At 74.7% G+C, this 19617-nt stretch carries 18 protein-coding genes; 9 read left to right on the top strand and 9 right to left on the bottom strand.

Going from position 1 to position 19617, the window contains the following annotated elements; genetic code table 11:
* The first annotated feature begins 96 nt into the window (after window positions 1-96).
* Both ACIQ6R_RS33670 and ACIQ6R_RS33665 read left to right on the top strand, forming a co-directional pair.
* Entirely contained in the window at window positions 97-342 is a 246-nt protein-coding gene (locus ACIQ6R_RS33670; RefSeq protein ID WP_404225565.1) for a hypothetical protein, read from the top strand.
* Between the two features lie 66 nt (window positions 343-408).
* Window positions 409-1023: a TIGR04222 domain-containing membrane protein gene (locus tag ACIQ6R_RS33665; RefSeq protein WP_404225563.1), complete on the top strand. Its 615-nt coding sequence runs from the start codon at window positions 409-411 to the stop codon at window positions 1021-1023.
* 358 nt (window positions 1024-1381) lie between these two features.
* Here the strand turns inward: ACIQ6R_RS33665 and gcl are convergent, their stop codons facing one another.
* Window positions 1382-3166: a glyoxylate carboligase gene (gcl, locus tag ACIQ6R_RS33660; protein ID WP_404171932.1), complete on the bottom strand. Its 1785-nt coding sequence runs from the start codon at window positions 3164-3166 to the stop codon at window positions 1382-1384.
* A 155-nt stretch (window positions 3167-3321) separates the two neighbouring features.
* Here gcl and ACIQ6R_RS33655 point away from each other — a divergent pair, with 155 nt between their 5' ends.
* Window positions 3322-3999, top strand: a complete 678-nt coding sequence (locus ACIQ6R_RS33655; RefSeq protein WP_404225561.1) for a hypothetical protein — start codon at window positions 3322-3324, stop codon at window positions 3997-3999.
* 18 nt (window positions 4000-4017) lie between these two features.
* Here ACIQ6R_RS33655 and ACIQ6R_RS33650 read toward each other — a convergent pair whose 3' ends face one another.
* Together ACIQ6R_RS33650 and ACIQ6R_RS33645 are read right to left on the bottom strand one after the other, a co-directional pair.
* Window positions 4018-5598 (bottom strand): AMP-binding protein, encoded by a 1581-nt coding sequence (locus ACIQ6R_RS33650; RefSeq protein ID WP_404225559.1) that lies wholly within the window; start codon window positions 5596-5598, stop codon window positions 4018-4020.
* The gene (locus ACIQ6R_RS33645; protein ID WP_404225557.1) at window positions 5595-7268 is read right to left on the bottom strand and encodes an AMP-binding protein; all 1674 of its coding nucleotides are present in this window, start codon (window positions 7266-7268) and stop codon (window positions 5595-5597) included. Before ACIQ6R_RS33645 ends, ACIQ6R_RS33650 begins: the two co-directional genes overlap by 4 nt.
* A gap of 123 nt (window positions 7269-7391) precedes the next feature.
* On the opposite strand from ACIQ6R_RS33645, the gene ACIQ6R_RS33640 reads away from it, so the two are divergent.
* From ACIQ6R_RS33640 to ACIQ6R_RS33630, 3 genes are all read left to right on the top strand, one after another.
* Window positions 7392-8231, top strand: a complete 840-nt coding sequence (locus ACIQ6R_RS33640; RefSeq protein ID WP_404225554.1) for a response regulator transcription factor — start codon at window positions 7392-7394, stop codon at window positions 8229-8231.
* A gap of 172 nt (window positions 8232-8403) precedes the next feature.
* Entirely contained in the window at window positions 8404-11235 is a 2832-nt protein-coding gene (locus ACIQ6R_RS33635) for an AAA family ATPase (RefSeq protein ID WP_404225552.1), read from the top strand.
* Between the two features lie 200 nt (window positions 11236-11435).
* The gene (locus tag ACIQ6R_RS33630; RefSeq protein WP_404225550.1) at window positions 11436-12218 is read left to right on the top strand and encodes a S1 family peptidase; all 783 of its coding nucleotides are present in this window, start codon (window positions 11436-11438) and stop codon (window positions 12216-12218) included.
* Between the two features lie 170 nt (window positions 12219-12388).
* Here the strand turns inward: ACIQ6R_RS33630 and ACIQ6R_RS33625 are convergent, their stop codons facing one another.
* From ACIQ6R_RS33625 to ACIQ6R_RS33615, 3 genes are all read right to left on the bottom strand, one after another.
* Entirely contained in the window at window positions 12389-13495 is a 1107-nt protein-coding gene (locus ACIQ6R_RS33625; RefSeq protein WP_404225549.1) for a winged helix DNA-binding domain-containing protein, read from the bottom strand.
* 71 nt (window positions 13496-13566) lie between these two features.
* Entirely contained in the window at window positions 13567-14436 is an 870-nt protein-coding gene (locus tag ACIQ6R_RS33620) for a YihY/virulence factor BrkB family protein (RefSeq protein WP_404225547.1), read from the bottom strand.
* Entirely contained in the window at window positions 14433-14753 is a 321-nt protein-coding gene (locus ACIQ6R_RS33615) for a hypothetical protein (protein ID WP_404225545.1), read from the bottom strand. Before ACIQ6R_RS33615 ends, ACIQ6R_RS33620 begins: the two co-directional genes overlap by 4 nt.
* A 139-nt stretch (window positions 14754-14892) precedes the next feature.
* Here ACIQ6R_RS33615 and ACIQ6R_RS33610 point away from each other — a divergent pair, with 139 nt between their 5' ends.
* Genes ACIQ6R_RS33610 through ACIQ6R_RS33600 form a run of 3 tightly spaced genes read left to right on the top strand, consistent with a single transcriptional unit; the run spans window position 14893 to window position 16649 of the window.
* Entirely contained in the window at window positions 14893-15309 is a 417-nt protein-coding gene (locus tag ACIQ6R_RS33610; RefSeq protein ID WP_404225544.1) for a hypothetical protein, read from the top strand.
* Between the two features lie 51 nt (window positions 15310-15360).
* A complete protein-coding gene (locus tag ACIQ6R_RS33605) occupies window positions 15361-16284 on the top strand; it encodes a polysaccharide pyruvyl transferase family protein (RefSeq protein WP_404225680.1) in 924 nt (307 codons plus the stop codon).
* 56 nt (window positions 16285-16340) lie between these two features.
* A complete protein-coding gene (locus tag ACIQ6R_RS33600; RefSeq protein ID WP_404225542.1) occupies window positions 16341-16649 on the top strand; it encodes a DUF3040 domain-containing protein in 309 nt (102 codons plus the stop codon).
* 54 nt (window positions 16650-16703) lie between these two features.
* Here ACIQ6R_RS33600 and ACIQ6R_RS33595 read toward each other — a convergent pair whose 3' ends face one another.
* From ACIQ6R_RS33595 to ACIQ6R_RS33585, 3 genes are read right to left on the bottom strand one after another with little or no spacing between them, the layout of a single operon-like run.
* Window positions 16704-17600 (bottom strand): glycosyltransferase family 2 protein, encoded by an 897-nt coding sequence (locus tag ACIQ6R_RS33595; protein ID WP_404225540.1) that lies wholly within the window; start codon window positions 17598-17600, stop codon window positions 16704-16706.
* Entirely contained in the window at window positions 17597-18532 is a 936-nt protein-coding gene (locus tag ACIQ6R_RS33590) for a glycosyltransferase family 2 protein (RefSeq protein WP_404225538.1), read from the bottom strand. Before ACIQ6R_RS33590 ends, ACIQ6R_RS33595 begins: the two co-directional genes overlap by 4 nt.
* Window positions 18529-19536 (bottom strand): glycosyltransferase family 9 protein, encoded by a 1008-nt coding sequence (locus tag ACIQ6R_RS33585; RefSeq protein WP_404172296.1) that lies wholly within the window; start codon window positions 19534-19536, stop codon window positions 18529-18531. The genes ACIQ6R_RS33590 and ACIQ6R_RS33585 overlap by 4 nt, the downstream gene beginning before the upstream one ends.
* Between the last annotated feature and the right edge of the window lie 81 nt (window positions 19537-19617).

Below are 19617 nucleotides of genomic sequence, written 5' to 3'. Positions count from 1 at the left end.
CCGGCTGAGAAGCGCCGGATGCGGACGGTCCCGCATCCGGCGCTTCTCGGCGTTCGCCGGGGTGCGGATTCCCTGCCCGCGCAGCAGCCTGAAGTCATGGCACACCCACCCGAGGACCCGCACATCGTGGTCCACGCCCCGGCCCTGGACGGCTCCCGCCGCGTCACCTCCGGCGAGGAGACGCTGGGCGTCGCCTCGCACGTCGACGACGTCGCCGAGCTGCTGCGGCTGGCCGACCTGTACGTGACCGACGTGGCGGAGAGCGAGCTGGTCGAGTGGCAGGGCGGCGGCCCGGACGACTGGCCGGGGCTGCACGAGCACCACGGGCACCATGAGGGCTGAACGCGCGTAGGCGCCCCCGGCAGCGGGCACAACCCGGGCACACGGGGTGCTCTCGGGGGTGGTCTCATGGACGACGACAGGACGGTCCGGCTCGCACCGCACGAGGCCGCGCTGCTGCGCGGCGGCCCCCGTGCCGCCGTGACGGTCGCCGTGGTGGACCTGTATCTGCGGGGCGCCCTGGACTGCGGCCCACCGGGCACGGTACGGGCCCTGGCGTCGGAGCCGGGGGCGGCCGCGGTTCCCCTCCCGGCGCTGGCGGAGACGGTGCGGGGGTGTCTCCGCGAGCCCCTCGCGGTACGGAGGCTGACCCGGCACACGGACGTTCGCCTGGCGGTGGCGCTGATGCGGATCCCCCTGGCGGAGGCCGGGCTGCTGCGCTACCCGCTGCTCGGTCCGACCCGCGCCGCCCGCCGCCGGGTGCGGGCCCTCCAGGAGGCGCACCCGCTGCCCACGGGCCGACGCGGCCTGACGGCCGACGACAGGCTGTTCGCCGTCGCCCTGCACGACGTGGCCGCCCTGCGTGTCCTGCTGCCCCGCTTCGCCCTGCGGGCCGGGCTCATCGAACGGGTGGAGGTGGCGGACAAGGGGCTGCTCAAGCACTCCCCGCCCGGACGCGGAAGCGGCTCGGGAGGCGGCATGGCGTACTACTGCGGCGGGGGCGGGGGTGGCGGCGGCGACTGAGCGGGGCCGGGCCCGGCGGGAGCCGGCCCGGCGGACACTCGTCCGGACACGGCACGACACCCGCGCCGCCCGGCGCCCCGCCGACGCGACCACTGCCGGGAGGTGGCGCTGAGGCCCGCCGGGGCCCCGGCGCGGACGGCACCGCTCCGGCGGCGGGCCCGTCTCCGGGCGGCCGGCCCGCCTCCCGGTGGGCCGGCGCGCATGCGGGCGGTGAGTCCGCCCTCCGAGCGCCCGGCGCAACTCCGGGCGGGGGTCGGCCCGCCTCCGGGGCACCCGGCCCGTCCCCCGGCCGCGGTAGGCGCGCGAAAGAGCGGCCCGTCCGTGTGGGACGGGCCGCTCTCGGTGTGCTGCGTGCGGGTCAGGCCTTCAGGGTCCGGATCGCGGTCGGGGCGTGCCCCGGCTCGGTCGCCAGCTCCTCGAACTCCACCACGTTGCCGATGTCGTTGGTGCCCGACATGGAGATGTTGGTGACGCGCTCCAGGATCGCCTCGACCACGACCGGCACCCGGTGCTCGGCGGCGAGCTTCTTCGCCTGCTCCAGGGCCGCGCCCAGCTCGCCCGGGTCGGTCACCCGGATCGCCTTGCAGCCCAGGCCCTCGGCGACCTTGACGTGGTCGACGCCGTAGACGCCCAGCTCGGGCGAGTTGATGTTCTCGAACTCCAGGTTGACCTGGAAGTCGATCTCGAACGCCCGCTGCGCCTGGCGGATCAGGCCCAGGTAGGAGTTGTTGACCAGGACGTGGACGTACGGGATCTTGTGCTGCGCGCCGACGGCCAGTTCCTCGATCATGAACTGGAAGTCGTAGTCGCCGGAGAGCGCCACGACCTGCGCGTCCGGGTCGGCCTTGGCGACGCCGAGCGCGGCCGGGACGGTCCAGCCGAGCGGGCCCGCCTGGCCGCAGTTGATCCAGTGCCGCGGCCGGTAGACGTGCAGCATCTGGGCGCCGGCGATCTGGGAGAGGCCGATGGTGGAGACGTACCGCGTCTCCGGACCGAAGGCCTTGTTCATCTCCTCGTACACGCGCTGCGGCTTGATCGGGATGTCGTCGAAGTGGGTACGGCGCTGGAGGGTGGCCTTGCGCTCCTGCGCGGAGGCGGCCCACGCGGAGCGGTCGGGCAGCTTGCCGGCCGCCTTCAGCTCCTTGGCCACCTCGACGAACAGCTCCAGGGCCGCCTTCGCGTCGGAGGCGATGCCGTAGTCCGGGGCGAAGATCTTGCCGATCTGGGTCGGCTCGACGTCGACGTGGACGAACTTGCGGCCGGCGGTGTAGACGTCGAGCTTGCCGGTGTGGCGGTTGGCCCAGCGGTTGCCGATGCCGAGGACGAAGTCGGACTCCAGGAACGTCGCGTTGCCGTAGCGGTGCGAGGTCTGGAGGCCGACCATGCCGGCGTTCAGCTCGTGGTCGTCGGGCAGCAGGCCCCAGCCCATGAGGGTCGGCACGACCGGGGTGCCGGTCAGCTCGGCGAACTCCACCAGCAGGTCGGCGGCGTCGGCGTTGATGACACCGCCGCCGGCCACGATCAGCGGGCGCTCGGAGGCGTTGAGCAGGCCGATGGCCTTCTCGATCTGGGCGCGGCTCGCGGCCGGCTTGTAGACCGGGAGCGGCTCGTAGGTGTCCGGGTCGAACTCGATCTCCGTCATCTGGACGTCGATCGGCAGGTCGATCAGGACCGGTCCCGGCCGGGCGGAACGCATCAGGTGGAACGCCTGCTGGAACACGCCGGGGACCTGCGCCGCCTCCAGGACGGTGACGGCCATCTTGGTGACCGGCTTGGCGATGGAGGCGATGTCGACGGCCTGGAAGTCCTCCTTGTGGATCACCGCGGTCGGCGCCTGGCCGGTGATGCACAGGATCGGGATCGAGTCGCCGATCGCCGAGTAGAGGCCGGTGATCATGTCGGTGCCGGCCGGCCCCGAGGTGCCGATGCAGACGCCGATGTTGCCCGGGTGGGTCCGGGTGTAGCCCTCGGCCATGTGCGAGGCGCCCTCGACGTGGCGGGCGAGGGTGTGCTGGACGCCGCCGGAGGCCTTGAGCGCCGCGTAGAAGGGGTTGATCGCCGCGCCCGGCACACCGAACGCGTCGGTGATGCCTTCGCGCTTGAGGATCTCAACTGCCGCTCGGGCAGCGGTCATACGAGCCATCGAGTACTCCTGCTCCGGCTGTCGGATTCGCACTCCCGTCGCGCCCCGCGGTGAGCTTCTTCCGTAGCAACTTCCGTATAGCGAAATTTCTTTTCTACGATCTGGAAGTAATGTAAGTGGGCAGCCGAGGGTCGTCAAGAGAGGACGATGGGGACATGTCCGAGACCATCTCGGTGTGCTGCACCGCCTGCGGGCGCCGGCACCGCTACACGGCACCGTCGTATCCCTGCGTGTGCGGGGCGCCCGTCGCCCCGGCGCTCGATCCGCGCGGGTCCCCGACCGCTGTCACCCACCGGGCGTGGGACGAGGAGTGGATCGGCGTGCGCTGCGCCGCCTGCGGTGACGAGAGCCGGTGGCCGCGGCCGGAACTGGGCTGCTCGTGCGGGACGGTGCTGTGCGTGCCGGTGGACCCCGCGGCGACGGGCCGGTCCGGGCGCGCCCCCGGTTCGCGGGTCCCGGCCCACCGGTCCGTCCCGATCCGCACCGCCCGCGACGCGGTCACCGCCGCCGTCCTGTATCTGCGCGGGCTGGGCCACCGGGACGTCCACCGTGCCGAGCAGCGGCCCATGTCCGGCATCGGGCTGGCCGCGCCCGGCATCGTCGTCCAGGTCGATCCGACGGTGGGCCCGGCCTCGGTGCGGGACGTGGAGTGCCTGTGGCTGACCGCCATGGCGGAGTCCGCGGGCTGCGTCTACTTCTCCCTCGCCGGGTACGCCGAGGAGGCCCGCGCCCGCGCCGACCTGCTGGGCGTCCCGCTCTTCGTCCTCGACCCCGCGGGGGTGCCGCGCCCGGTCAACGCGCCGGCCGTGGCGCTGGACGCCACGGCCGGCTGACGTGTCACCTCCGTACGGTCACGCGCCGTACCGCTCCCGCAGCTCGATCTTGCGCACCTTCCCGGAGACGGTCATCGGGAAGGCGTCGAGGATCCGCAGGCGGCTGGGCACTTTGTAGTGGGCCAGCCGCCCGTCGCAGTAGGCGCGCAGCTCCTCCAGGGTGAGCGGGTCGGCCGCGTCGCGCGGGATGACGCAGGCGAGGACCTCCTCGCCGTAGCGCTCGTGCGGTACGCCGACGACCTGGACGTCCGCGACCTTCGGGTGGGCGTACAGGAACTCCTCGACCTCGCGCGGGTAGATGTTCTCACCGCCCCGGATGATCATGTCCTTGATGCGGCCGACGATCTCGACGTAGCCGTCGTCGCGCATCACCGCGAGGTCGCCGGTGTGCATCCAGCGGCCCTGGTCGATCGCCTCGGCGGTCTTCTCGGGCTCCTCCCAGTAGCCGAGCATCACGCTGTAGCCGCGGGTGCGCAGCTCACCGGCCTCTCCCCGGGGCAGGGTCACGCCGGTCACCGGGTCGACGACCTTGACCTCGATGTGGGGCAGGACCCGGCCGACGGTGCCGGTGCGGTGTTCGAGGTCGTCGTCCATCCGGGTCTGGAGGGAGACCGGGGAGGTCTCGGTCATGCCGTAGCAGATGGAGACCTGTTCCATGTGCATCTCGGCGACCACCCGTTTCATGACCTCCACCGGGCAGGGCGAGCCGGCCATGATGCCGGTGCGCAGGGAGGTGAGGTCGTAGGAGGCGAAGTCGGGGAGGTTCAGCTCCGCGATGAACATGGTGGGGACGCCGTACAGGGAGGTGCAGCGCTCCCGCTGGACGGCATCCAGCGTGGCCTTCGGGTCGAACGAGCGGGCCGGGATCACCATGCACGCGCCGTGGGACGTGGCGGCGAGATTGCCCATCACCATGCCGAAGCAGTGGTAGAACGGGACCGGGATGCAGATCCGGTCCTGTTCGCCGTAGGCGACCAACTCCCCGACGAAGTAACCGTTGTTGAGGATGTTGTGGTGGGAGAGCGTCGCCCCCTTCGGGAAGCCCGTCGTCCCGGAGGTGTACTGGATGTTGATCGGGTCGTCGCAGGACAGCTCCTCGAACGGCACCGGCGTCCCGCGCGCGGTCAGCGCCTCCCAACTCGGGTCCCCGATGAACACCGTCTCCCGCAACCGCGGGCACCTGGCCCGCACTTGCTCGACCATCGCCCGGTAGTCGCTCGTCCGGTGGCTGAGGGAGGCGACCAGGAGCGAGACACCGGCCTGGTTGAGGACGTACTCGACCTCATGGGTGCGGTAGGCCGGATTGATGTTCACCATGACCGCGCCGATCCGGGCGGTCGCGTACTGGACGAGCACCCACTCGGGGCAGTTGACCGCCCAGATGCCCACCCGGTCGCCCCGGGAGATCCCGCTCGCGAGCAACGCGTACGCCAACTCGTCGACGTCGGCGGCGAACTGGGCGTACGTCCAGCGCCGCCCGGTCTCCACGTCGACCAGTGCCTCGCGATCCGGCCAGGTCGCGACCGCGCGGTCCAGGTTGGCGCCGATGGTGTCGCCGAGCAGCGGGGTGTCGCCGACCCCGTGGGTGTACGAGTTCACCGGAAGTCCTCCTCGCGGTACTCGGCGTCCGAGCCCGCCGCCGTGGCCTCGCGCAGCTCGATGCGGCGGATCTTGCCGGAGACGGTCTTGGGCAGCTCGCCGAACTCCAGGCGGCGGACGCGCTTGTAGGGGGCGAGGGTCTCGCGGGAGTGCTCGAACAGCACCTTGGCGATGTCCGGGCCCGGCTCCCAGCCGGCCGCCAGGACGATGTACGCCTTCGGCACCGCGAGGCGCAGTTCGTCGGGGGCGGGCACGACCGCGGCCTCGGCGACCGCCGGGTGCTCCAGCAGCGCGCTCTCCAGCTCGAACGGGGAGATCTTGTAGTCGGAGGCCTTGAAGACGTCGTCGGCGCGGCCGACGTAGGTGAGGTAGCCGTCGGCGTCGCGGGCGCCGATGTCGCCGGTGCGGTAGTAGCCGCCGGCCATCACCTCGGCGGTGCGGTCGGGGTCGCCGTGGTAGCCGGTCATCAGGCCGACAGGACGGTCGGAGAGGTCCAGGGCGATCTCGCCCTCGTCGGCGCCGGGCGCGCCGGTGACCGGGTCGAGGAGTTCGACGCGGTAGCCGGGGCTGGGACGGCCCATGGAGCCGGTCTTCAGTACCTGGCCGGGGCTGTTGGAGACCTGGACGGCGGTCTCGGTCTGGCCGAAGCCGTCCCGGATGGTCCTGCCCCAGGAGCGGCGGACCTGTTCGATCACCTCGGGGTTCAGCGGCTCGCCGGCGGCGACGACCTCGCGCGGCGGGGTGGCGAGCCGGCTCAGGTCGGACTGGATGAGCATCCGCCAGACCGTCGGCGGGGCGCAGAACGTGGTCACGCCGGCCCGGTCCATCTCGGCCATCAGCCGGGCCGCGTCGAACCGGGTGTAGTTGTACAGGAAGACGGTCGCCTCGGCGTTCCACGGCGCGAACAGGTTCGACCAGGCGTGCTTGGCCCAGCCGGGCGAGGAGATGTTCAGGTGGACGTCGCCCGGCCTGAGCCCGATCCAGTACATGGTCGCCAGGTGCCCGACGGGATACGACACGTGGGTGTGCTCGACCAGCTTGGGCCGGGCGGTGGTGCCCGAGGTGAAGTACAGCATCAGCGGGTCGTCGGCGGCGGTGGGCCCGTCGGGGGTGAAGGCGTCGGAGGCCGTGTACACGTCCTCGTACGGCTGCCAGTGCGGCGGCGTCGTTCCGCCCACCGCGACGCGCGTGTAGTCGCCGGGCACGTCGGCGAACTTGCCGGTGTCCTCGGCGCGCACGACGACATGGCCGACCCGGCCGCGGTCGACGCGGTCGCGCAGGTCGGCGGGGCCGAGCAGCGGGGTGGCCGGGATGACGACGGCGCGGAGCTTCATCGCCGCGAGCGCCGTCTCCCACAGTTCGACCTGGTTGCCGAGCATGACGAGGATGCGGTCCTCGGGGCCGACGCCCCACTCGCGCAGCCGGTTCGCGACCCGGTCGGAGCGGGCGGACATCTCGGCGAAGGAGACCCGGACCTCGGAGCCGTCCTCCTCGACGATGTGCAGGGCGGTGCGCTCGTTGCCGTCGGCGATGACGTCGAACCAGTCCAGCGCCCAGTTGAAGTTCTCGGGGCGGGGCCAGGTGAAGCCCTCGTGGGCGGCGGTGTAGTCCTCGCGGTGTTCCAGCAGGAAGTCCCGTGCGCTGCGGAACAGCTCCGTGGCCGTCGTCATCTGTCCTCCTCTGTGCCGGACCTTGCCGGGCGGCTCTGTGCCATCGTGTAATCCGTGATGCAGGTCTCACTACCCCCGAACGGGGGTGTGCGTCCCGGGAGGGGAACGGAGGAGGGCGAACGAGTGGCGGTGGACGCGGCCGACGTGGTGGAGATCCGGAACGCGCTGGTGAGGATGCGGCGCACGACCGGGCTGCCGGTCGCCTTCGGCGGGCTGGTGGAGTCCGGGCGGCGACGGGTGCGCATCAGCGAGCTGAGCGGCACCGCCACGACCGCGCTCAGCGCCCTCGCGGTGACCTCGGGCAACGGTCTGGGCGGCAGGGCCGTGCAGCTCACCCGGCCGTGCGCCGTGACGGACTACTCCGTCTCCCGGCAGATCAGCCACGAGTACGACCTCCCCGTCGCCGCCGAGGGCCTGCGCTCGGTGCTCGCGGTGCCGGTGGTGGTACGGCGCCGGGTGCGCGGCGTGCTGTACGGCGCCCTGCGCACGGCCCAGCCGCTGGGCGACCGCACGTTGAGCGCGGCCGTGGCGGCGGCGCGGGACGTGGAGCAGGCGCTGGTGCTGCGGGACGAGGCGGGCGAACTGCTGGCGGCGGCCCGGCCGGAGCCGGCCTGCGACCCTTCGGGCGCCGCGGCCTGGGAACAGGTGCGGGAGGCGCACACGGCGCTGCGGGCACTGGCTCCCAGGATCGCGGACCCGGCGCTGCGGGACGAGCTGCTGCGCGCGTGCGGGCTGCTGGCGGTGGGGAGCGGGCCCGCCGCCCAGGGGCCCCGGCCGGCTCCGCGCGAGATGGACGTGCTGGCCTGCGTGGCCGCGGGCGCGACGAACGCGGTGGCCGCGGAGCGGCTCGGCCTGCGGCCGGAGACCGTCAAGGGCTACCTGCGCTCGGCCATGCGCAAGCTCGGCGCCCGGACGCGCGGAGAGGCGGTCGTCGCGGCGCGCAGGGCGGGGTGGCTGCCGTAGCCCGCGCAGGGAGCTGTACCGCTGCCGTGGGCGGCCGATCGCGGTGTTTTTTCGGGGCCTTTGTTTTCGGTGCCGCCGTTTGTTATTCGCCTCACCTGCTCGTGCCACCGTAATTCGATGAACCGATGCCTAACATTGGCCGGGACACGACATACGGAGGGGAGCGGTCACCGTGCGACGGGACTTCGCGGAGTCTGCCGGGAGCCGTTCCGACCTGGTCATCGGGCGGGAGGAGTCGTTCGGCGCGGCGCGTGAGCAGCTCGCCCGAGGCGGGAGCGTGCTGCTGCACGGGCCCGCCGGAATTGGAAAGTCGACCGTCCTGCGGACCCTGGCCGCGGAATATGCCCGCACGGCACACACCGTGTTGCGCTGCTCGGCCACCGAGTCCGAATCGCATCTGCCCTTCCTGGCCCTCGCCGACCTCCTGGGGCAGGTCCTGGACGACGTGTCGGACGGGCTGCCCGCCGCCCAGCGCACCGCGCTGGAGTCGGCGCTCACCGGCCGCGGCGAGTCCACGCTCCAGCGCGACGGTCTCGCGCTGCGTCTGGCCGTGCTCTCCGCGCTGCGCGCGCTCGCCGCCGACGGGCCCGTCCTCGTCGTCGCCGACGACCTGCAGTGGCTCGACCCGGCCAGCGCCGAACTCCTCGGCTTCGCCGCCCGCCGCCTGGGCGACACCCCGGTACGGCTGCTGTGCGCGGTGCGGACGGAGGGACCGGAGACCGAGGGCGCGGAGTACGGCCGCCATCTGCGCGCGTCCCCGCCGGACACCCGCGCGATCCGCCTCGGCCCGCTGACCCGCGCCCAGGTGTCGACGCTGCTCGACGAGCGCGGCTACGCGGGCCTGCCCCGTTCCACGGTCCGCGACATCCACCGCACCAGCGGCGGCAATCCGCTGTTCGCGCTGGAGCTGGGCCGGGCGCTGGCCGAGAGCCCCACCCCGCCGCGGCCGGGCGAGCCGCTGCCGGTGCCGACCTCGCTGCGCGCCCTGGTCCTGTCCCGGCTGGAGATGCTGTCGGACGAGGCGCGCCGCACCCTCCTGGTCGCGAGCGCCGGCGCCCGCCCCACCCCGGCGCTGCTGCACGCGGCCGGCCGGGAGAACGCGGAGGCCGAGACCGCCCAGGCGGCGACGCTCGGGCTGCTGGCGACCGACCCGGAGGGGCCGACCGTACGGTTCGCGCATCCGCTGATCTCGGCCGCGCTGTACGCCGAGGCACCGGCACCGGAGCGGCGGGCGGCGCACGCCGCGCTGTCCACGGCGGCCTCCGACCCGATCGAGCGCGCCCGGCACCTGGCCCTGGCCACCACCGGCACCGACCCGGAGGTGGCGGCCCGGCTGGCGGAGGCCGCCGCGCTGTCCCGGGACCGCGGGGCGCCGTCGGTGGCCGCGTCGCTGGGGCTGCTCGCGGCCCGGCACACCCCGGCGGACAGCGCACCGGGACCGGACGAGCGCCGGCTGACGGCCGCCGAGGACGCGATCACCGCCGGCGAGCCGGACCTCGCCCGGGACATCGCCCGCGAGGTGCTGAAGCGGACCGGCGCGCCCGGCGAGCGGGTACGCGCCTGGATGGTGGTGATCGAGGCGGCCGGACAGGCCATCGGCGAGGTCGACGCCGTCTTCCCGCAGGCCCTGGCCGACGCGGGCGACGACCCGCGGCTGCTCGCCCTGGTCCACTACCAGCTGGCCTGGCGTTCCCTGGTGGTGCAGGGCGACTTCGCGCAGGGCCGGGAGGAGGCCGCGCACGCGGCCGGGCTGGCGGCGCGGGCCGGGGACCGGCGCACCGAAGTGCTCGCGCTCGCGTTCCAGGCGCAGGCAGAGACGCTGATGGGGCATCCGGGCGCCCCGGCGACCATCCGGCGGGCGCTGGAGGAGCCGCAGGACCCCCGGGTGGCGTGCCACCACAACGGGGCCGGTTCGTCGCGGTTCCGGTGGCTGGTGATGAGCGACCGGCTGGCCGAGGCGCGGACCACCGTCACCGCGCTGCTGCGCGAGGTGCGCCGGCGCGGCATGGCCGAGAGCGAGGTCCACTACCTGCGCTTCCTCGCCGAGACCGAACTGCACTCCGGGCACTGCCGCCGGGCCCTCGAACTCTCCCGGGAGAGCCTGACGCTGGCCCGGGACGCGGGCATCGGCGAGGGCGCGGGCGCGATGCAGGCGGCGCTCGCCGAGGCCGCCGGCGGCGACGTGGAACGGGCGCTGGCGCTGGCGCGGGAGGCGGTGCGGCGGGCCGAGGAGGACGGCGACGCCGTGTACCTGTCGCGGGCGCTGGCCGCGCTCGGGCACGCGAGCCTGGTGGCGGGCGACGCCGGGGCGGCCGTGCGGGCGCTGCGCCGGGTGCGGGAGCTGGAGGCCGGCGCGGGCATCACCGACCCGGCGCGCGGCCGGTGGCAGGGCGACCTGGCGGAGGCGCTGGTGCGTACCGGGGAGCCGGCCGAGGCCCAGGACGTCATCGAGGTCACGCGCGCGCACGCGCTCCGGCTCGGGCGGGAGAGTGTGCTCGCCGTGCTGGACCGGGCCGAGGCACGGGTACGGGCGGCACGGGGCGAACACCGGGCCGCCGTCACCCGGTTGGCGTCGGCGCGGGAGCGGCTCGCCGGGCTGGGCTACGGCCTCGAGGAGGCGCGGGCGGCCTTCGCGCTGGCGGCGCTGCACGCCGGACGGCCGGGGCGGGGGCCCGGACCGGCGTCGTACGACGAGGCGGCCCGGCTGTTCCGGCGCTGCCGGGCACTGCCCTGGCTGCGGCAGGTCGAGGCGGCGGTCGCGGCACAGGCGGCGGGGCCGCCGCCCGCGCCGCCCGCCGTGCCGGACGGCCTGGCCGGGCTCGCCTCGATGGAGCGTCAGGTGGCCTCGCTCGTCATGGAGGGCGCGACCAACCGGGAGATCGCCGCCCGCCTGTTCGTCAGCGTCAAGACCGTGGAGGCGACCCTGACCCGGGTCTACCGCAAACTCGGGATCCGGTCCCGGGTCGACATCGTCAGACTGGCGGCGGGCCGGCGGCCCGACTGAGAAAGGCCGGGTTTACCGGCGGTGAACCGAGGGTTTTCCCTGCCCGACTCACCTAGGGGCTTCCCTCATTGGGCGGTCCGTACCGCCGGTTCTAGCGTGAGCACGTGCCGCTCGCCCGGGCATACGGGGGTCTGTCCCGAGACCCCCGTGCTCCCCCCACGCCCGTGCGACCCCCCACCGGCAACCCCTTGAGGAGACTCATGTTCGGGCTCACCCGGGCCAGATCGGCCGCCGCCGCCCTGGCCACCGCCGCCGCCACCGCGCTGCTCGCCGCCCCCTCCGCCGTCGCCGCACCGCAGCCGATCGTCGGCGGTACGACCACCACGACGAGCGCGTATCCGTTCGTCATGCAGATCACGGACGCCTCGCGGAACCAGTTCTGCGGCGGCACCCTGGTCAGTCCCACCAAGGTCGTCACCGCCGCCCACTGCATGGTCGGCGAGACCACCCGCAGCGTGCGCGTGGTCGGCGGACGCACCTACCTCAACGGCACCAACGGTACGGTCGCCCAGGTCAGCAGGATCTGGATCCACCCGGACTACACCCGCGTCACCAGCGGCGACGACGTGGCCGTGCTGACCCTGTCGAGGTCCATGCCGTACGCCCCGGCGAAGTACGTCTCCTCCTCGGACACCTCCGTCTACGCGGCCGGCACCACCGCCCGCGTCCTCGGCTGGGGCACCACCCGGGAGAACGGCAGCTCCTCCAACCAGTTGCGGACCGCGACCGTACCGGTCGTGTCGGACAGCGGCTGCCGCGGTTCCTACGGCGCCGACTTCGTCGCGAGCGACATGGTGTGCGCCGGATACACCTCCGGCGGTGTGGACACCTGCCAGGGCGACAGCGGCGGGCCCCTGCTCGTCGGGGGCGTCCTCGCGGGGGTCACCTCCTGGGGCGAGGGCTGCGCGCGGGCCGGCTACCCGGGTGTCTACTCCCGGCTGACCAGGTTCTCGGACCTGGTGACCGCGCAGGTCACCTCGTAGCCCCGGTCCGGCGGCTCTCCTGATCTCCTGAGTACCTCTCAGGTGAAAGACCGGGGGGCGTTGCGAGCCTCCACGAGCGGCCCGCAGCGCCCCCTCTCCATGCCCCTTCCCGTCCCTCCCGACGCCCCTTCCCGCCCCTCCTCATGCCCTCCTCCACGCCCGTCACCGTGTCATTCGCGTACCGTCCCGAAGCGGACGTCGTACGCGTCCCCCGGGTGCATCGTCGCCAGCATCCGCTCCCCCTCGGCCGCGACCTCGTCCTTCCGCTCCTTGGTGAGGCGGTCGAAGGGCTCGACGACGAGGGCGTCGTCGGCCGGCTTCCACAGTCCGGCCACGAAGCCGTCGACCAGGAGGACGCGGTAGGCCTGGTTCGCCTTCCAGGTGCGGCCCTTGTGTTCGGGCGGGACGACGCGGGTGCGGTCGGCGTGGGAGAGGAGCAGGTTGTCGAACTCCGGGAGGAAGCGCGGCGGGGCCGGCGTGTCCGGGGCGGGGCGGGGCGCGTCCGGGAGGTCGAACAGCTCGGTGCCGTCCACGCTCCGGAAGGTGACGAGCCGGGGGCGCAGCCGTTCGAAGGCGTCCCGGAGGCGGGTCAGGCCCGCCCAGGTCTGCATGTCCCGCACGGAGGCGGGACCGAAGGCGGCGAGGTAGCGCAGCACGGTGTCGTCGGGTGCCGGCGTGGGCCGGGCGGGGCGTCCGAGCCAGTGTTCGGCGGTGGTGAGCGTGACCTGGCCGCTCCTCCCCCACAGTCCACGCGGCGTCACCTGCACGAGCGGGAGCCGGCAGCGGGCGGCGACGGCCAGCGCCTGAGGGTCGGCGTCCGGCCACTCGGCGAGGAGTGCCTCGCGCAACTGGCCCATGGTGCGCGGCTCGGCCTCGACGAGTGCGCGGGCGAGGACGGCGAGGCGGTCCAGGTCGACGCCCACGAGGCCCTTGCGGAAGTTCCCCAACTCCCGGTCCCGGGCGGCCTGCACCAGCGGCCGCAGGGTGAGGCAGTCGTCGGCGGTGTGGGTGTGGATCGTCGAACGCATGGTGACGAGACGGGCGACGCGGCGGTCGGCCATCGGCCCGGACAGGTCGTCGGGCGTGAAACCGTCGAGGCGGGCGGCGAGCGCGTAGTACGGGGGCTTCACGTTCTGCGCCTGGAGTCCGACGAGGTGCGCGACGGCGGCCTCCGCGGACATCGACGCGCGCCGCAGCAGCAACTGGCGGGCCAGGGTCGCGCGGTTCAGGGCGCGGGTGCCGAGGACGGGGGCCGTCATTCGTGCCTTGGTCGTCATGCTGTGCACGGTAGCGGGGCTCGCGGACAGCCGCTGTCCGCGAGCGGTCCGGTGCGCGGGGCACCGCGCGTTCAGTCCTCGGCCCGGCTCAGCTCCACCGCGAAACGGGCGCCCGCCAGCAGGGCCAGGTGCGACACCCACAGCCACACCAGGAAGACGACGACGCCGGCCAGGGAGCCGTACAGCCTGCCGTAGGTGCCGATGCTGGAGGCGTAGAGGGAGAAGGCCGCCGAGGAGGCCAGCCACAGCAGTGCCGCCAGGGCGCCGCCGGGCAGGGCCTGACGGCTTCGGCGGGCCGCTGCGGGGCCGGTGCGGAACAGGACGAGGACGAGCAGCGCGACCAGGCACAGCAGGACCGGCCAGCGCAGCACGGACCATGCGGTGGTCGCCGTCGCACCACTGCCGACCGACCGGCCGAGCGCTTGCGCCAGCGGTCCGGTCAGGAGCAGCACCAGGGCGCTGGCGACGAGCAGACCGAGCAGGCTCAGCGCGGTCAGGACGATGCGGTGCAGCCGGTGCCACAGGGGGCGCCGGTCGGGGACGCCGTGCATGTCGTGCAGGGCGCGCCGGAAGACGGCCAGGTAGCTGGAGGCCGACCAGAGCGCGCTGACGCCGCCCGCCACGGCCACGGTCAGGGCGGCGGAGCGCTGCCCGGCCATCTCGTGCAGGGTGCGGTGCAGTTCGGCGCCGGACTGGGCGGGCGCCCAGGACGTCACGTCCGCGATGAGACGGTCCGTCAGGTCGGGGGCCACCAGGCCGATGACGGACGCGGTGACGATCAGAGCGGGTACCAGGGCGAGGACGGCGTAGTAGGTGAGGGCCGCCGCCCAGTCCGAGACGTTGTCGTCCCACATCGCCCGGGGCACCCGGCGCAGCGCACCGGTCCACGGCACCGAACGGTCCCTGAGCCGGGTCAGCCGGGCCTCCAGGTACGTCGTCATCGCGTACACCGCTCGCGGCGGGACCGCACGCCCACGCGGACGTGGGTGCCCGGCGGGTGGAGGGCCGGGAACCAGGTGAGGCACAGCAGCGGCGCCGAGGCCGGGCCGGCGACGACCGCCGGGGTGCACCAACCGCGGCCACGGGAGTCGGCGAGGCCCGCGCGGTCCAGCAAGACGGTGCCGGAACCGGGGCCGGGCCACCATCCGGGCAGCCGTTCGGCGACCGCGGTGAGGACGAGCCATCCACCGCCGGCCGGCAGCGCGGCCCCGGTCAGCGCGAGCAGCGTGCGGTCGACGGTGGTGCGCGACGGGTTCACGAGTCGGTCTCCTTCACGGACGTCCGTCCTACGACTGCCCCGGATCGCCGCCGCCACCGGTACGGGGTGCGCCCGTGGGGCCGGTACGGGGCGGGGGCACGGCGGGTCTCCCCCGCGGCCGTGACGCCGGACGTCGATCGTGCCCCCGCGCGTCGAGTCGCGGGACGCCGTCGGCCGCCCGGTCGCGGCCGACGCGGTGCGCACCGCCCTCACGGGGACGGCGCCCGGCGACCAGGTGACGGTGACCGTCACCGACGCGGCCAAGGCGGCGCTGGTGGTGTGCGTGGACTCGACGGGCGTGGGGAACACCGTCCAGACCTGCCGGTACCGGGACGACGACCAGCGCGTCCGCAGCGTCACCTTCCACAAGGTCGAGGTCCGGGTGAAGGCCTACGCGCTGCGGACGGGGCAGCTCGTGACCGACCGCAAGCTGCAGATCAGCGGCGCCAGCTGCCCGTACTTCATCTCGTACTACGGCAGCCCGCCGTCGCAGCGGTCCGTCACGCCCTCGGACGCGAACGTGCGCGACGCCTTCGAGCCGGTGGTCAAGCGCTGACCGGCCACCGGCGGTGATTGCCGCGCCGGCGCCGGGGCACCCGTGCGCACTGTGCACGGACGAGACAAGACCCTGGTGACCGGCTGGTTCAGCTTCCTGCACGGGGAGGCGACCGCCGGGGACGTGCTGGCGCTGCGGCGGGTGGAGGAGGTGCTGCGGGAGGCGGGGCTCGCGTACGACGTCGTATGGAGCCCCGGCTTCCGGGCGGAGGGGCCGCACTTCGCGGACGTGGACCCGGCGGCGTACTCACGGCTGGTCTTCGTGTGCGGGCCGGCGCACGGGCCGCAGGTCGAGGAGTTGCACCGACGGTTCGCGCACTGTGTGCGGATCGCCGTCGGCGTGTCCGTCGTCGACCCCGGCTCGCCGGCCGTCACGGGCTTCCACGAGGTGCTGGCCCGGGACTCCGCCGGCGCCGTGCCGACCCTGGATCTCGCGGCCCGCGCGCCCGCGTTGCCCGCCCGGCCGGTCGTCGGAGTGGTCCTCACCCACGGGCAGCACGAGTACGGGGGGCAGCGGCGGCACGAGGAGGTCGCCGCGGAGCTGACGCGCTGGCTGGCCGGCAAGGACTGTGCCCGGCTGGAGCTGGAGACGCGGCTCGACGCGCACGACTGGCGGCTGTGCGGCACGCCGGCCCAGCTGGAGGCCGTACTGGCCCGGCTGGACCTGGTCGTCACCGACCGGCTGCACGGGCTGGTCCTGGCGCTGCGCGCCGGGACGCCGGCGCTGGCGGTCGACCCGGTCGCGGGCGGTGCGAAGGTGACGGCGCAGGCCCGTGCCTGCGGCTGGCCGGCGCTGGTGCCCGCCGAGCGGCTGGCGGCGGACGTGCTGGAGCACTGGTGGGACTGGTGCCTGACCGGCGGGCGGGACGAGGCCCGGCGGATCGGTGCCGGGTTCCGGGCGGCGGAGACGGTCGCGGACGCCGCGGACGGTCTCGTGCGGGCGCTGGAGGCGCCGGGAGTGCGGCCGGCCGGTTGACTCCCCGGGGCGGGGGCACTCGGGGGCCCGTCGGTCCGCCCCCGGGAGGAGACATCGTGAGCATCGGCCGGCTCCCCGATCACGAGCAGCGCGTACTCGACGAGGTGGAACGGGTACTGCGCCGCGACCGCCGGCTGGACCGGCGCCTGCGCACGCTGCGGCTCGGCCGCCGCCCCGACCTGGGCCGCCTGGCCGCTTACCGCCCGCGCACCCTGACCGTCCTCCTGCTGCTCGCGCTCTCGGTGACCCTCATGGTCACCGGCATCGTCACGTCCGAGCCCGGCGTGATCTGGGCCTTCGCCGCGGTGTGGCCGGTGACGCTGTTCGCGGCGTTCCGGTTGCTGTGCCGGTGGACGGAGGGTTAGCGAAGACCCAGGGTCAGGGGAGGCGGGCGGTGGCGAGGCGGGCGGTGGCGTCGGTCAGCCCGTGTAGCTGCGGGCCGTCGAGTCGCGTTGGGCGGGTTCCAGGGAGCGCAGGCGGGCCTCGACCTCCGGCGGCAGCACCCGGCGTTCGCGCAGCACCCACGGCAGGGCGGCCGTCGCCTCGGCGAAGGCGCGCAGGGACGTGGCGTCGCGCGGGACCGTGCGGGCCAGGTGGAGGGTGCGGCGCAGGGCCGGGCCGGCCGGGCGGCGCAGCCAGGTGAACCACAGGGTGTTGCGGATGCCGTGCGTCCGTCGCAGTGTCGAGTCCCGCGCCTTGGAGGGGTGGTGGTGGATCGTCAGGTGATCGGCGTACGTCAGCCACCAGCCGTTCGCCGCGAGGTCGGCCGCGAGCAGCTCCTCCTCGCCGCCCAGCCACAGCCGGGGGTGGAAGCCGCCCGCGGCGCGGAAGGCGTCGGTGCGCAGCACGGTCGCGGCGGCCAGGAAGGACCCGAGGGCCGGTCCCGGGAGCCAGTCCGGGCGGGGCACGGGCGAGTCGCGCAGTTCCTTGACGATCGGGTCCTCGGTGCCGTCGGGTTCGACGAGGATGCGGGCGGTGACCGAGCCGACCGCCGGGTAGCGGTCGAGCAGGTCGGCGGCCCCGGCCAGGGAGCCGGGCGCCCACCAGGAGTCGTCGTCGCAGAAGGCGACGTAGGGCGTGCCGACCTGACGCACCGCCAGGTTGCGGCCGACGGCGCCCAGGTTGCGGCCGGGGCGCAGGAGCCGTACGCCCGGGTGGTGGCGGGCGACGGCGGAGGCGGTGCCGTCGGTGGAGGCGTTGTCGGTGACGATCACCGGGGGCTTTTCCGGGAGTTCGGCGAGGCGGTCCAGGGTGCGCAGGAGTTCCGGGCGCCGGTTGTGGGTGATGACGACGACGGTGGTCCGGGTGTCGGTCATGACGTCCCTCCGTTCGCCGTGTCCAGGAGGCGAGCGGCGCGTTCCACGTGCGGGGGCAGGGGTCGGCGGGCGCGCAGGGCGGCGGGCAGGCGGGTGAGCGTCTCGCGCAGGGCGCGCCGGGCGTGCGGGTCGCGGCGGGCGTCGGCGGCGAGGGCGCGGGTGCGGGCCAGCGCGTGCGGGAGGGGGCGGCGCAGCCAGGCGGTGAGCAGTTCGTTGCGGCGCACGACGGCCGGGCGGTCGGTGCGGGGGCCGGGGTCCGGGTGGTGGTGGGCGGTCACGTCGGGGCAGTGCGTGACGCCCCAGCCGCGGGCGGCCAGGTCGTAGGCGAGGAGGGTCTCCTCGGCGCCGAAGAAGAGCAGGGGGTGGTAGCCGCCCGCGTCGAGGTAGGCCGTGCGGCGGGCGACGGCCGCGCAGCCGAGGAAGCCGAGCACCTGGGTGCCGGGCAGGTCGGTGGCCGTACCGAGGGGGGAATCGGCGAGCAGGTCGTTGAGGGGGTCCGCGGCGTCGGCGGGGCCGACGAGGGTGCGGGCGGAGAGCAGGCCGAGCCGGGGGTGCTCGTCGAAGTGCCGGGCGGCGGCGCGCAGGGCGCCGGGCGCCCACCAGGAGTCGTCGTCGCTGAACGCCACGTACGGGGTGTCGAGGGCGCGGACGCCGTGGGTGCGGGCGAGGGCGCCGCGGTTGAACGGCAGGGAGACCACGCGGACCTGTGGGAAGTCGCGGGCCAGCATGGCGCGGGTGTCGTCGGTGGAGGCGTTGTCGACGACGAGGATCTCGGGCCGCTCCGGCAGGGCGAGCAGGTGCCGCACGGTGACGGCGAGGCTCGCGGAACGGTTGCGGGTGGCGATGACGATGCCGACGGGGGCGGGTTCGGTGGGGTCGGCGTGGGGCCGTTCGCGGGTGATCGACGGGCCGCGGTTCGTGGCGTGGTTCATGGTGCCTCTCCCAGGGCGTCCAGGGCGTCGAGTGCGTCCAGGACGTCGTCGGTGGTGATCCGCAGCAGCGCGGGGTCGGTCTCGTGGCCGTGCGGGTCGCCGTGGTCGCCGTCCGGGTCCGGGTGCCACAGGGCGCGGTGCCGGGGGTGGTCGGGCGGGCCCCAGCGGCTGGGCGGGACCGGGCCGAACAGGGTGACGGACGGCGTGGCGTGGGCGACGGCGAGGTGGGCGATGCCGGTGTCGCCGCTGACGACGGCGCGGGCGTCGGCCACCAGGGCGGAGAGCCGGTCGTGGGGCAGGCCGCCGCCGAACACGTCCGTGTCGGGCAGGTGGGCGAGCTTGGCCAGCCTGGCCACCAGGTCCGACTCGTCCGCTCCCCCGGTGACGACGACCCTGCGCCCCCGTGCGCGCAGCGCTTCCGCCACGGCCGCATACCGTTCCACGGGCCAGCAGCGGGAGGGGGCGCCGGCGCCGGGGTGCAGGACGACGGCGCCGGGGGCGGGGGACGGCGCGTCCGGGCGCGGCAGCCGCAGGTCGGCCGGGTCGGCGTCGATGCCGTACGCCCGCAGCAGCCGGCACCACCGGTCGCGCTCGTGCTCCTCGGCGTACCAGGGCGGCCCGTCGACCTCCGGCGTCTCCGGGTGCGCGAACGCCAGGAGTTCCAGTGGGCGCAGACGTGCCAGCAGGCGGTGGCTGGGCGGTCCGTTGCCGTGCAGGTCGACGGCGACGTCGGGGGGCGGTCCGGTCCAGTCGAGGGTGCGCGGGACGGCACGGCCGGGTTCGGCGGCGGGCAGCAGCCGGTCCACGGCACCGGTCGCCGCGACGAGGGGCGCCAGCTCGGCGGGGGTGGCCAGCACCACCTCGTGCCCGGGGTACGCCCGGCGCAGCGCGCGCAGCGCGGGCACCCCGGCCAGCAGGTCCCCGAGCCCGAGGGCCCGAAGGACGAGCACCCGGGGCCGCGTCCCGCCACGGGCCTCGCGCTCCCCCGGCCCGCTGTCCGGCACCGCGTCCGACGCGGTGCCGGACAGCACCGCGTCCGACGCGGCGTGCGCCGGCCCGGCACCGGGCGAGTGCGCCGTCCCGGC

The organism is Streptomyces sp. NPDC096048 (genome assembly GCF_044763415.1).
Lineage (GTDB): Bacteria > Actinomycetota > Actinomycetes > Streptomycetales > Streptomycetaceae > Streptomyces.
This window is presented reverse-complemented; position numbering and strand designations above follow the sequence as displayed.